Annotated in this window: 15 protein-coding genes; 10 read left to right on the top strand and 5 right to left on the bottom strand. The window is 30.7% G+C overall.

Features of this window, described 5'->3' with window-relative positions:
* Window positions 1-153 precede the first annotated feature (153 nt).
* Window positions 154-585: a DinB family protein gene (locus B7R67_RS04450; RefSeq protein WP_158095022.1), complete on the top strand. Its 432-nt coding sequence runs from the start codon at window positions 154-156 to the stop codon at window positions 583-585.
* Window positions 586-652: 67 nt separating this feature from the next.
* Here B7R67_RS04450 and B7R67_RS04445 read toward each other — a convergent pair whose 3' ends face one another.
* Both B7R67_RS04445 and B7R67_RS04440 read right to left on the bottom strand, forming a co-directional pair.
* Window positions 653-955 carry a DUF3905 domain-containing protein gene (locus B7R67_RS04445; RefSeq protein WP_088067997.1) on the bottom strand — a complete coding sequence of 101 codons (303 nt, stop codon included), beginning with the start codon at window positions 953-955 and terminating at the stop codon, window positions 653-655.
* Between the two features lie 144 nt (window positions 956-1,099).
* The gene (locus B7R67_RS04440) at window positions 1,100-2,842 is read right to left on the bottom strand and encodes a B12-binding domain-containing radical SAM protein (protein WP_088067929.1); all 1,743 of its coding nucleotides are present in this window, start codon (window positions 2,840-2,842) and stop codon (window positions 1,100-1,102) included.
* Between the two features lie 531 nt (window positions 2,843-3,373).
* Here B7R67_RS04440 and mtnB point away from each other — a divergent pair.
* The 3 genes from mtnB to B7R67_RS04425 all read left to right on the top strand — a co-directional run bounded on the left by mtnB (window position 3,374) and on the right by B7R67_RS04425 (window position 5,077).
* On the top strand, window positions 3,374-4,009 hold the full coding sequence (mtnB, locus tag B7R67_RS04435; protein ID WP_088067927.1) for a methylthioribulose 1-phosphate dehydratase: 636 nt from the start codon (window positions 3,374-3,376) through the stop codon (window positions 4,007-4,009).
* A 358-nt stretch (window positions 4,010-4,367) separates the two neighbouring features.
* Window positions 4,368-4,565, top strand: coding sequence for an aspartyl-phosphate phosphatase Spo0E family protein (locus B7R67_RS04430; RefSeq protein WP_088067925.1), 198 nt, complete (start codon window positions 4,368-4,370; stop codon window positions 4,563-4,565).
* Between the two features lie 65 nt (window positions 4,566-4,630).
* Complete coding sequence (locus B7R67_RS04425; protein WP_088067923.1) at window positions 4,631-5,077, top strand: MarR family winged helix-turn-helix transcriptional regulator; 447 nt, start codon at window positions 4,631-4,633, stop codon at window positions 5,075-5,077.
* Window positions 5,078-5,220: 143 nt separating this feature from the next.
* Here the strand turns inward: B7R67_RS04425 and motB are convergent, their stop codons facing one another.
* Together motB and motA are read right to left on the bottom strand one after the other, a co-directional pair.
* Window positions 5,221-5,973 (bottom strand): flagellar motor protein MotB, encoded by a 753-nt coding sequence (gene motB / locus B7R67_RS04420; protein WP_088067921.1) that lies wholly within the window; start codon window positions 5,971-5,973, stop codon window positions 5,221-5,223.
* Window positions 5,966-6,757 (bottom strand): flagellar motor stator protein MotA, encoded by a 792-nt coding sequence (gene motA, locus B7R67_RS04415; RefSeq protein ID WP_088067919.1) that lies wholly within the window; start codon window positions 6,755-6,757, stop codon window positions 5,966-5,968. Before motA ends, motB begins: the two co-directional genes overlap by 8 nt.
* Window positions 6,758-6,967: 210 nt before the next feature.
* On the opposite strand from motA, the gene B7R67_RS04410 reads away from it, so the two are divergent.
* Together B7R67_RS04410 and B7R67_RS22450 are read left to right on the top strand one after the other, a co-directional pair.
* Entirely contained in the window at window positions 6,968-8,662 is a 1,695-nt protein-coding gene (locus B7R67_RS04410) for a M3 family oligoendopeptidase (protein ID WP_088067918.1), read from the top strand.
* 219 nt (window positions 8,663-8,881) lie between these two features.
* Complete coding sequence (locus tag B7R67_RS22450) at window positions 8,882-8,992, top strand: DUF6254 family protein (RefSeq protein ID WP_235822082.1); 111 nt, start codon at window positions 8,882-8,884, stop codon at window positions 8,990-8,992.
* A 194-nt stretch (window positions 8,993-9,186) separates the two neighbouring features.
* Here the strand turns inward: B7R67_RS22450 and B7R67_RS04405 are convergent, their stop codons facing one another.
* The gene (locus tag B7R67_RS04405) at window positions 9,187-9,372 is read right to left on the bottom strand and encodes a YkvS family protein (protein ID WP_088067916.1); all 186 of its coding nucleotides are present in this window, start codon (window positions 9,370-9,372) and stop codon (window positions 9,187-9,189) included.
* 175 nt (window positions 9,373-9,547) lie between these two features.
* Here B7R67_RS04405 and B7R67_RS04400 point away from each other — a divergent pair, with 175 nt between their 5' ends.
* The 4 genes from B7R67_RS04400 (at window position 9,548) to nrdE (ending at window position 12,910) form a co-directional block, all read left to right on the top strand.
* Window positions 9,548-9,856 carry a spore germination protein GerW family protein gene (locus B7R67_RS04400; protein ID WP_088067914.1) on the top strand — a complete coding sequence of 103 codons (309 nt, stop codon included), beginning with the start codon at window positions 9,548-9,550 and terminating at the stop codon, window positions 9,854-9,856.
* Between the two features lie 84 nt (window positions 9,857-9,940).
* Window positions 9,941-10,135 carry a hypothetical protein gene (locus tag B7R67_RS04395; protein WP_088067912.1) on the top strand — a complete coding sequence of 65 codons (195 nt, stop codon included), beginning with the start codon at window positions 9,941-9,943 and terminating at the stop codon, window positions 10,133-10,135.
* Between the two features lie 344 nt (window positions 10,136-10,479).
* Window positions 10,480-10,839: a class Ib ribonucleoside-diphosphate reductase assembly flavoprotein NrdI gene (gene nrdI / locus B7R67_RS04390; RefSeq protein ID WP_088067911.1), complete on the top strand. Its 360-nt coding sequence runs from the start codon at window positions 10,480-10,482 to the stop codon at window positions 10,837-10,839.
* Window positions 10,826-12,910, top strand: a complete 2,085-nt coding sequence (gene nrdE, locus B7R67_RS04385; protein ID WP_088067909.1) for a class 1b ribonucleoside-diphosphate reductase subunit alpha — start codon at window positions 10,826-10,828, stop codon at window positions 12,908-12,910. The genes nrdI and nrdE overlap by 14 nt, the downstream gene beginning before the upstream one ends.

Raw genomic sequence — 12,910 nt, 5'->3', positions numbered from 1 at the left:
TATTAGAGGTAGGAAGGGCAGGAAAGATCGTAAAGGGGGAAGGCAGAGAGAAAGAAGGCAGAAATTATAGGGGACTTGAAAATACTCCTTTTATTTCGGCATTTTTTTAATTTTGCTAATTATAATATGTATGTTGAAAATGTGATTCACCAGTTGAGTTTTTCAGTCGATTGTGTTTTAGAGATGATTGATTTAATAGATGATCAGGATTTGAATTTTCGTCCTGTTGATGATAAGAAGTCAATCGAAGAAGTATTGCAGCATTTATGTGAGTTAATCGGAGCAGATTTAGAAATTATGAGTGGTGCTAATCAAGAAGAAATGGCAAATTATTATAAAGCTGTCAAATGTAAAACGGTAGATGGAATGAGGGGCCTACTTTTAAAAAACTTATTTCAAATAAAAGAGACCTATTTAAATATGAAGGAAGACGACCTATTTGTAAAAGTCACTTCATATTGGGGACTTGAATATTCTAGATTCGAATGGTTAGTAGAAATTCTAGTTCACTTTACACACCACAGAGCACAATTACATATGCTGTTAGTGCAAAAAAAGGGGAATATAAATATCACACTGTTTTAATGGATAGGGTGCGGAAGGAGAATGTTATTTTTCCTATCCCCACCCTTGTTTACTTTCTATCAGGCATTTAATCTTTCGTTTCATGTTGTGGATGCATAAATTGTTTTGTTGGTTCTCTCTTTTTTGACTCCAGAAGTAATGCGTTTTCTTTACTTGCCCATCCAATATCATTCGTTGGATGAACCCATTCGTCTCCAGCCATTATTGAAGGATCAACTTCTTCAGACCAATTATTTAGTGGTGAGTTTGGTGAGCTATACTTACTATCTCCAATAACGACTCCTTGTGAATTAACGAATGGCTCTTCCATTTTAATTTCTGTACCCTTAAAGGAAGGGAAATTTGAAATATGTGGCAATGTGTCATGCATTACCGGTGATTCAATTTCAGGTTTGTCTTTTTTTCTTTTCAATTTAATATCACCTCTACTTGCTACTTATTATTTGCTAATAAATGAAATCAATACAAAAGGACAATATCCATTAAGAATATTGTCCTAGTTGTTGGCAATGTATTAAGCTTCAACTGTATAAAATGATGGTGAGTAAGTTTTTGGCGAAAAATAAACTAGCATTGCATAATTTCCAGTTCGGTATTCATTTGTACGTAAGAAATGTTCAATATCAAATGAAAGTGGTTCAATCAAAGTATGTTTATAAATTTCTTTTTCGTTTAATTTTAATTCAGTAAATTTTGAACCAAGTATTTCTTGATTTTCAATGATTCTTTTGTAAATTTCTTTCGTAAAATTAGTGTTTGCTTCTTCATCCCACCATGGTTTACGAGGCTTGTGTTTATGATTTAAATAATAATCAATTTTCATAATATCTTTAACGAGTGAACCATTTTTCATTTCGTAATGAGTTAAAAATTCATTTAAGCGTCTAAATAAATCTTCTAATTGATGCCCAATTCTTGACCAACCACGTTCTTCCCAATAAGAACCAAATAATTGGAAGAAATCAAATGGACTTTCAAACTCATTTTCAATTAAGTATTCAATCGTATTATTTGTTCGATGGTCGTTCCAGTATTTTTCAAGAACGTCTTCTACTTGCTTAATTCTAACAATATCGTCAAAAGATAAAATATTATTACCTAAAACTTCATAAGGAGCATAATCCATATATACATAATTATGCTCATGAGCTCTTAAACGCACGCCAGTCCCTCTAAGCATTTTTAAAAATCCTAGTTGAAGTTCTTCAGGACGCAAAGCAAAAACATCATTGAATGTTTGACGGAAGGAGTTATAATCTTCTTCAGGTAAGCCAGCAATCAAGTCTAAATGTTGATCTATTTTTTCACCATCTCGGACTAGCGTGACAGTTCTACATAACTTTTCAAAATTTTGTCTTCTCATTACAAGCTCGTTAGTCGCATCATTTGTTGATTGAACACCAATTTCAAATCTGAATAAACCTTTAGGTGCATGATTATTTAAAAACTCGATGACCTCTGGACGCATAATATCTCCAGTAATTTCAAATTGAAATACAGTACCTTCAACATGTTCATCAATTAAAAATTGAAACATATCCATTGCGTAGCTTCGACTAATATTAAATGTCCTGTCTACGAATTTAAAAACTTTCGCACCATTTGCCATTAAATAACGAATATCATCTTTAATCACTTCTCTATTAAAATAACGTACTCCCACTTCAATAGAAGATAAACAGAATTGACAATTAAATGGACAACCACGGCTTGTTTCGATATATTGAATTCTTTTACTTAAAAATGGTAAATCTTCTTTAAATCGATAGGGTGAAGGAATCGTCGTTAAATCTAATTTTTCAGTTTGAGGTTTAATGATATTTTTGCCATCTTCACGATAACCAATGCCGCTAATAGAAGTTAAATCCTCATCGTTTTCAATTGCTTTAATTAATTTTTTAACAGTAATTTCGCCTTCTCCAATCGTCACGACATCAATTTCTTTTACTCGATCTAGCCAATAATGGACATCATAACTTACTTCAGGTCCACCAACAAAAATGACAACTGAAGGATCAATTTTTTTATACATTCTAATGACTTCAATTGTTTGTTCGATATTCCAAATATAGCAGCTGAAACCAAGTATTTTTGGCTTTCGCTTATATAAATCTGTAATGATATTGAGACTAGGATCCTTAATTGTATATTCAGCTAATTCAATATCATATTCCGGTTGGGCATAAGCTTTTATATATCGAATACCTAAATTAGTATGAATATACTTTGCATTTAACGTTGCTAAAACAATGTTCATTTCTTTACCTCGTTCTATAATTTTGTCGATTTATTTTATCATAAACTAATAAAAATATTAAAGGCGGGAAAAGCAGGAAAGGAAGGAAATGCAGGAAAGAAGCAGGAAAGGCGTGCATATAGGACAAGAAAAACTTTAGAGGAAATCATCATATTCTCTCAAGTCTTTTATCTTTTCCTTGTTCCTGCCCTTAAATTTTTTCACAAAACTTACAAATGAATCATATGATTTACTAAACGCAAAAAAGTTTCCCTAAGGAAAGAAAGGACAAAAACATGAACAGGAAATTAATATTTTTTACTTATTTATGTAATAAAATTGGCGTTCTGTCTAATCAAGAAGTAAAAAAAGTACTAAATCAATAATTCTTATCAAAAAAAGGTAAAAGATGTAAATAATTGGTGTTTGTTCATTTACTTAGAACTATTGACAATGAAGTCCGTGACATGACATAATTTTGATAAATAGTAAGAATAGTTTGAATTTTTAACGGAGTCCAAATAGATAGTCTAAATAAGTGGAGGTGTAAATATGAGTTTATTTCTAGAACAGTGGAAAAAACTTGCGAATATTAAGTGTGATTTAGCTAAAAGAGACTGGTTTTATGGAACAAGCGGTAATTTATCAATGAAGATTTCTGATGATCCATTATTATTTCTTGTAACAGCGGATGAGAAAGATAAGCGAGCACGTTGTGATGAAGAATTCATTGTTGTGAATAACTTAGGTGAACCGGTTTTTGATACAATATTAAAACCGTCACTCGAAACATTAGTTCATGCCAACATATATGAAAAAACATCTGCAACTTGTGTGCTCCATGTACATACTGTAGATAATAATGTTATTTCTGAACTATTTGGAGATGAAGGAAAGGTAGAGCTTGAGAATAATGAAATGATTCATATTTTAACAAGCTCCTATTTTGAAAATAAAATATCAGTGCCAATCATTGAAAATGCTCAAGATATGGAAGCGTTTAAACGTGCTTATACTCCATTTTTAACAAATGATTTTGGGGCAGTTCTCGTTCGAAATCATGGTATAACAGTTTGGGGACGAAATCCACTGGAAACAAAAAAATGGCTAGAAGGCATTGAATTTCTTATTAGTTATAAAGTTAAAATGATGATGATTCAGGGACATAAAATTAAAGCAGGCAATTAATCGATAGGAAGAAAGCTGAAATTGTAATGGTTAATAAATTCCATTACATTTCAGCTTTTTTAATTTATAATAGAAATAACTGTTCAATTTTCTTTTTTTAACAGGTCTTTAAAATAGCAAAATTAATCAATAATAGAAGGATTTCGTAGAAAGTCGTCTAATTTATTAATAAAGAAGTTTTAAAATAAGCTGTCATTAATAAACTAAAAAGACCTACTAGGTAATTTTGCTTAGTAGGTTTCAACTTGTATCTATTTTAGAAAAATAGTTAAAATGAATAATATTAATTAAATGGTTATTTAAATCTTTTCATGACATACTGAATAGAAAAATTATCCTGTAGAAGGGAAATAAGCTAATGAATGAATCTCAACTCAGTCATTTGTTATTATCAATTTCAATAAAAAGAGATGAAATGGTATTTTTTGCGGAAACGAGAGGAATAAACGAGCGATTGACATTAAAAGCCAGCCAAGAGTTGGATGAGTTAATCATTTCATATCAAAAGAAATTACAAAATGAAATAAATAAATCATTTACAATAAAGAAATCGTAATATAAATTAATAAGCAAATAATAAAATAGAATGAATTATGTAAAAGAAATTAAAGGGGTACTTATATGGATGAGACTAATAGAGAAGATATAGAGCTTTCTTTAAAATTATTTATTGTATTATCACGCGCACATAGAAAAATTAATGATTCAGCAAACAAATCAATCGCTAGTTTTAATTTAAATCCTACTGAATTTGCAGTACTAGAACTTTTATATCACAAAGGAAACCAGCCACTACAGCATATTGGAGAAAAAATACTTATTGCCAGCGGAAGCATTACATATGTGGTAGATAAGCTTGAGAAAAAGGGACTAGTTGTGAGAAATCCATGTATAGCAGATCGAAGAGTAATCTATGCAGAAATAACGGAATGCGGAAATGAACTAATGAAAGAAATTTTTCCTGCACATGAAAAATTTCTACATGAACAAATGAGTGATCTTTCAAATGAGGAAAAAAAATTCTTAATTCACTTATTAAAGAAAATTGGATATCATGAATCAAAATAAAAAAGCTCATCATTGAGCTTTTTTATTTACCATTCAATTGCCAGCGGTATAGAAAACTCGAAGTAGTTGCTAATGTTAAAATATAAGTGCAACAAGCCTCTACCTTTGCCTAAAAGGCTAGCCAATCATTTTTATTGTTAGAATTATTTAGATTGATCTGTTTTACCCGCTGGGAGAACTAGAATTTCTACACGTCTATTTTTTGCTCGACCACTTTCGGTTGCATTACTTGCTATAGGCTGATATTCACCAAACCCTTTCGCACTAAATGATTGTGGTTTTAAATTCTTATTTTCGAGCATAATTTTCATAAAGTTTACTGCACGAGTTACGCTTAAATCCCAATTGTCTTGGAATAATTCATTTTTAATAGGAACATTATCAGTATGTCCAGAGATGATTACACTAAGAGGAGGATTTGTTACTATTAATTTAGAAATTTGAATTGCAATACTTTGCTCATCTTTACGAATGACTGCACTTCCGGAATCAAACAACACATCATTAGTGATCGTAATTAATAAGCCTTCATCAGTTAACTTCGTTTGTAAAATATCCTTTAGATTATTTTGTTGGATATAGTTTTCAACTTTAGCTTGAACAGCTTGTAGTTCTTTCTGATTTTGCTCTCCATTTCCTCTATTATCATGCTCATTCGACGATCCACTTGTATTTTCAGGAATTGTATCAGAAGGGTAATTCATAACACCCTTACCTCCACTAAAAATTGTTTCAAATGAATCAGAGATTTGTTTAAACTTCGTTGCATCAACGCTACTGGAAGCAAATAAAACGATAAAAAGAGCCAATAATAAAGTTAGCAAGTCGGCATATGGGATAAGCCAGCTTTCATCAATATGTTCTTCATGATCGTGATTTTTTCGCTTCTTAGTCATCCATTTTCTCTCCACTTATATTAATTAACGAGCGTTCCTTAATAGGTAGGTATACAGCTAACTTTTGTTCAATTAAACGAGGTGGTTGTCCCTCTAAAACTGATAAGATACCTTCAATCATAATTTCTTTTCTTTTTACTTCTGATCTTGATTTTCTTTTTAACTTATTAGCAAATGGATGCCATAATACATAACCAGTAAAAATCCCCATTAAAGTTGCGACGAATGCAGCTGCGATTGCGTGTCCTAATAAATCTGTATCACTTAAGTTTCCAAGGGCAGCTATTAGACCAACTACCGCACCTAAAACACCTAATGTTGGAGCATAGGTTCCTGCTTGTGTAAAGATTAAAGCTCCTGAATTATGTCTCTCTTTCATTGCATCAATTTCTTCGTCTAAAACATCTCTAATATATTCAGGTGATTGACCATCGATTGCTAATGTTAAACCTGATTTTAAAAATGGATCTTCAATTTCATTAAGCTTTGCTTCTAATGCTAATAATCCATCTCTTCTTGCAACTACAGCTAAATCAGAAAATAATTGGATGACATCCAAAACACTGTTCTTTTCTTCATTACCAAAAATAATTTTAAATAATTTAGGTATTCTTTTTAACTCACTAGCTGGAAAGGCTATTGTGACAGCTGCAATCGTTCCAACTACGATGATTAAGGTAGCTGCGGGATTAAGAAGTACAGAAGGAGAGACACCTTTTAAAAACATTCCTACTCCAACTGCAATAAAACCTAATATAATTCCAATAACTGAACTTTTATCCATAGACCCAAATGTTCCTCTCTGTATTAAATCTTGTGTTTGAATGATTTTTATTCACTAAACTAATTCTCCTTATTAGTATCGGATGAAAATGATAGTTATCTAGTTCTAAGTAAATAATTTTAAATTTTCAGAAATTTATTAAAAATTAGGTTTTTTTACCAGGTGTTTTTTTATATAATAGCAATATCACAAAAAAATGGAGGGATTAACATGGGTTTTCAAAATTACCAGTACTCTAGACCAAATATAAAAAATTTCGGTGAACAATTTAAACGTTCATTACAAAATTTTTATGATGCTTCTACGGTCTATGAACAAGAATTAGCAATGAATGAAATTAATGATTTAAGAAATGAATTTTCAACGATGGAAAATTTATGTGCAGTTCGCCATTCTGTAGATACGAACGACAAATTTTATGAAGATGAGCAAGCATTCTTTGATGAGAATACACCAATTGTTCAATCATATGGACAACAATACTATAAAGCATTAATTGGCTCACCATTTAGAGAACAGCTTGAAGAAAAATATGGAAGCCAATTATTTGCCTTAGCGGAATGTGAAGTTAAAATACTAAGCGAAGAGGTAATACCAGATTTACAGGAAGAAAATAAATTAACGACTGAATATGCAAAGTTAGTCGCTGCGGCTAAACTTCCATTCTATGGAGAAGTGAAAACGTTAGCACAAATTTCGGCATATTTTGAAGACAAAGATCGAGAAGTTAGAAAGTCTGCTTGTGATACATACTTCGGTTACTTCTCAGAGAATCAAGACAAATTTGATGAGATTTATGATAAATTAGTAAAAATCCGAACTCGTATTGCAAAAAAATTAGGTTTTTCTAACTTTATTGAACTTGGTTATGCACGAATGATGAGAACTGATTATGATGCAAATGATGTTAAGAAGTTTAGAGAGCAAGTTTTAGAAACAATTGTTCCAATTGCTACCGAATTAAGAGAGCGTCAAGCAAAAAGAATTGGAGTAGAACAACTGTATTATTACGATGATAAATTCGAATTTGTATCTGGTAACGCCACTCCAAAAGGTGATCCTGAGTGGATTATTGAAAATGGAAAGAAAATGTATGATGAATTATCGAAAGAAACAAGTGAATTTTTCCAATTTATGCTTAATGAAAATCTACTTGATTTAGTAGCTAAAGAAGGAAAACAAGGTGGAGGATACTGTACGTATATTCCAAATTATAAAGCGCCGTTTATTTTCTCGAATTTTAACGGGACTTCTGGAGATATCGATGTATTAACTCATGAAGCAGGTCATGCGTTCCAAGTTTATGAAAGCCGTAAATTTGAGACACCTGAGTATAATTGGCCGACTTACGAAGCTTGTGAAATTCATTCGATGAGTATGGAATTTTTCACTTGGCCATGGCAAGAAAACTTCTTTAAAGAAGATACACAAAAATATTATTTTACACATTTAAGTAGCGCAGTAACATTTATAAGCTATGGTGTGGCTGTAGATGAATTCCAGCATAAAATTTACGAAAACCCTGAGTTAACACCAGAAGAACGTCATAGTCTGTGGAAAAGTATTGAAGAAAAATATTTACCTCATCGAGTTAATGATGGGAACAGCTATTTAGAAAAAGGTGGATTATGGCAAAGACAAGGCCATATCTATCAATCGCCGTTTTATTATATCGACTATACATTAGCTCAAATTTGTGAACTCCAATTTTGGAATAAAATGCATGAAGATCGAGATGCAGCTTGGTCAGATTATGTTGGACTTTGCCAATTGGGTGGTAGTCAGTCGTTTTTAGGATTAGTTAAAGAAGCGAAGCTAGAATCACCATTTAATGATGGTTGCATCGAGAAAACACTAGAACCTGTTAATAGATGGTTAGCAGGTGTAAATGATCAAAACTTATAAGTATAGTTTCTACTTTTATAAGTAATGTTCTGTTAAATCAATATTCTTTTTTAACAGAGCCAAAAATAAAAAGAGAAAGGATTAATTCCTTTCTCTTTTTTTATGTTACTTCTGATAATTTTTTTAAAAAATGACCTATGTAAAAAAATAAATAACATAGATTTTACAAATATGTGAAATGATAAAATGAAACGATATTTCTTTTTAGGAGTGACGAAAATGACAAAATCAAAAAAAGAAAAGGAACGTTTTTGGAATGAGAGAAAGACGAACCATAATCCACATGATAAAGTAAAATCTTTTAAAGAATTGGACAAAGAAACAAAATAGCCATCTCCTCTACTTAAGAATGAATGGTTGAAATCCACAATTGCATTATTATTTGTAATAATAAAAAAAAGTCCCGTGATACACACGGGACCTAAGACGGATTTGAAAAGAAATCTTATAAAATTTTAATAGAAATAAAAACTATGTAGATTATAACTTGTAAAAAGATCGTATTAAACTGATTAGTAATATCGTTATTCTGCAGCTATTACTATTTTATAATTTTTATGGTTTACAACCGTAAGTGGTTCCATTTCTAAATCTCTGAAGTTTTCCATTATGGATATGTCAACGATGACAGAATTTTTATTTACTTTTTGTACTCTACCTTTTAACCCCTGTTTAAACTCAATGATATTTCCTGCTTCTGCAATTTTCATGAGCATATCTCCTAACAAAGTTTTGACTTGACACCTTCTATTATTCATGAAAACGGTTTAAAGGTAAAGAGAAAATTTAAATTTTTTTACAATTAAGTCTATTTTCATGGGAAATTATGTTTAAAAACCTTTTGAAAGGCAAAAATGGTTGTAGCACTTTCTGGAGGTAAGTTTGTTGAATGAATGGTTTAAAGAATTTAAAGTAGAAATTTCAAATGAATTAAAGGATTTAGTAAGCAACAATACATTGATTGGTGATCCGGTTTTATTTTTTGAAAACATTATATTAATACCATTTTTTGAAATGCATGTAGTACTCGGAGAAGCTCATTCTTCATTTGAATTTGCTTCTCTTGGAACAGGTGTTGAAATCATTCCTAAAGCATTTTTAGTTTTAAAAAACGGTAAAAGTGAAGTGATTTTAATAAACAATAAAAATTTGAATTTAGTCGTAACTGAAAAAATTCTTGATGTATCGATTTAGTTTTCAATCAATCCATTCTTTGTTAATGTTAGAAGAGAGTATGTTTTTTTTAATATAATCGATCTAATGATAAAGGGTGAGTATATGGAACAAAATGAAATGAATCATTTAATAAATCAGCTAATTAATGGAGAAATTTCAGAAATTAGTGTGACAAAAGAAGACTTTTTAAATTTCAGACAAATAATCGTAAATCGAGAAGATTTTAAGCATTTTCGTGGAATTGCTCAGCATGGCGGCGGTGTAATTTATACTTATTTAAAAGAAGCTAGAAGTTAATAGAATTGTAAAAATTATATTATTTTAATCAAGTACCCATTAAAAGTTTGCGAAAAAAAAAAGTTTTTTTAGCTTTTTTTCTTATTTCGCAAGGTGTTAATGAGTACTTTTTTTGTGAAATGACATTTAGGTCAATTGACAAAAAAATCGTTTTACACTTTATTGCACTCTTCTCCATAATTTGTTAAATTTCACTTATTGTTTTATTTCGAGATAAATTGTCGAAATGTTTCTTTTTATATTTTAAGAACTATATATTGTGTTTGTTCTAAAAAGATAATACAATATGTAGGTATATAACATAAGTATTTTCAATATTCTTACATATTAACGAGGGTGATAATATGGTGATAGTTTACAGTTCAATGACTGGCAATGTTAAACGATTTGTCAATAAAATTAGAATGCCGTCAATCCAAATAAAAGATGGATTAAAAATTGAAGAACCGTATATTCTCGTAACTTATACTACAGGATTTGGTAATGTACCTGAAACAGTAAGTACTTTTTTGAAAAATAATTCTGAGTATTTAAAAGCAGTCAGTGCAAGTGGTAATAAAAACTGGGGAGATTCTTTTGCAGCTAGTGCAGATAAAATAGCATCAGACTATCAAGTTCCAGTGTTATCAAAGTTTGAACTGTCAGGGACAAGTCGAGATGTACAATATTTTATTGAGGGAGTGGAAAAGCTTGAGACATATTGAGCTGAATAATGAATTAACGATTAAAAAAGATGGTTTTTTTGATCTAGAGAAAGATAAAGAAGCGTTACTTTGTTTCTTAAAAGAAGTTGAAGATAAAAAAATTCAGTTTTCTTCATTAAAAGAACGCTTAAACTATATGATTCAAGAAAACTATTATTATAATGTTGAGTTAGACTACTCCTTTAATGAAATAGAGAAATTATATGAGTTGGTTTACAGTGCTGAATTCACATTCCAATCATATATGGCTGCATCAAAATTCTTTAAAGATTATGCGCTAAAAACAAATGATGGAAAGTTTTACTTAGAAGGATATGAAGATCGAGTTGCGATCGTTGCGCTATATTTAGGAAGAGGTAATATTGAAAAAGCATTAATGTTAGCAAAAATGATGATTCAACAAAACTATCAACCCGCTACTCCAACATTCTTAAATGCTGGTAGAAGTAGAAGAGGAGAGTTAGTCTCATGTTTCTTACTTGAAATGGATGATAGTTTAAACTCAATAGGATTTCAAATTAATACAGCAATGCAACTGTCAAAAATAGGCGGAGGAGTTGCCTTAAACTTATCGAAGTTAAGAGCTCGTGGTGAACAAATTAAAGAGATCGATAACGCTGCTAGCGGTGTAGTTCCTGTTATGAAACTTTTGGAAGATTCATTTTCATACGCGAACCAGCTTGGACAACGTAAAGGTGCTGGTGCTTCATATTTAAATATTTTCCATTGGGACGTAATTGAATTTCTAGATACTAAGAAAATCAATGCTGACGAGAAAAGTAGAATTCAATCACTTTCAATTGGTTTAATCGTACCAAACAAATTCTTTGAATTAGCTGAGAAAAACGAACCATTTTATGTGTTTGCACCGTACACTGTATATAAAGAATACGGGATCCATTTAGATGACTTTGATCTAGATGCAAGATATGACGAATTAGTAGCAAATGATAGAGTTAAAAAGAAAAAACTAGATTTAAATGCTCGTGACCTTTTAGTTAAAATTGCTGCTATTCAATTAGAATCAGGATATCCATACTTAATGTATAAGAGTAATGCAAATCAACAGCATGCATTGAAGGATATCGGCGATATAAAAATGTCTAATCTGTGCACAGAAATTTTTCAAGTTCAAGAAACATCTGAAATCAATAACTACGGTGAAGAAGATGTCATTAAACGAGATGTGAATTGTAACTTAGGTTCATTAAACATCGTTAACGTAATGGAAAATAAATCAATAAGAGAATCTGTACATGTTGGAATTGAAGCATTAACTGCAGTTTCAGATATGACAGAAATAGATAATGCACCTACTGTTAAAAAAGCAAATGAAGAACTTCATTCAGTTGGTTTAGGTGCAATGAATTTGCATGGATTTTTTGCGAAAAACGGAATCGCATATGAAAGTGAAGAAGCAAAAGATTTTGCAAATACTTTCTTTATGATGATGAATTTTTATTCAATTGAAAAAAGTATGTTAATCGCTAAAGAAACTGGAAAAACGTTCAAGGATTTTGAAAAAAGTGAGTATGCAAAAGGTACTTACTTCGAAAAATATACGTCGAATTCATATGAACCGAAAACAGAAAAAGTAAAAGAGTTATTTAATGGAATTTATATCCCTAATGAATTTGATTGGGTAACATTATGTAAGCAAGTACAAGCGTATGGTTTATACAACAGTTATCGTTTAGCAATTGCACCTACACAATCAATTAGTTATATTCAAAACGCTACATCATCAGTTATGCCGATCGTAAATGTCATTGAATCTAGAACATATGCAAACTCTACAACATATTATCCAATGCCTTATTTATCAAAAAATAGCTTTTGGTACTATAAATCAGCATATGATATAAACCAATTTAAATTAATTGATTTAATTGCTGAAATTCAACAACACGTAGATCAAGGTATCAGTACAATTTTATATGTAAATAGTGATATTTCTACGAGAGAACTAGCTAGATATTATATTTATGCTAATAAAAAAGGATTAAAAAGTTTATATTACACACGAACTCGTAAATTAAGTGTTGAAGAATGTATAAGTTGCTCAGTTTAA

This window comes from Gottfriedia luciferensis, assembly GCF_002156865.1.
Lineage (GTDB): Bacteria > Bacillota > Bacilli > Bacillales > Bacillaceae_G > Gottfriedia > Gottfriedia luciferensis.
The sequence above is the reverse complement of the archived record's forward strand: the minus strand, read 5'-3'. Positions and strand labels throughout refer to the sequence as shown.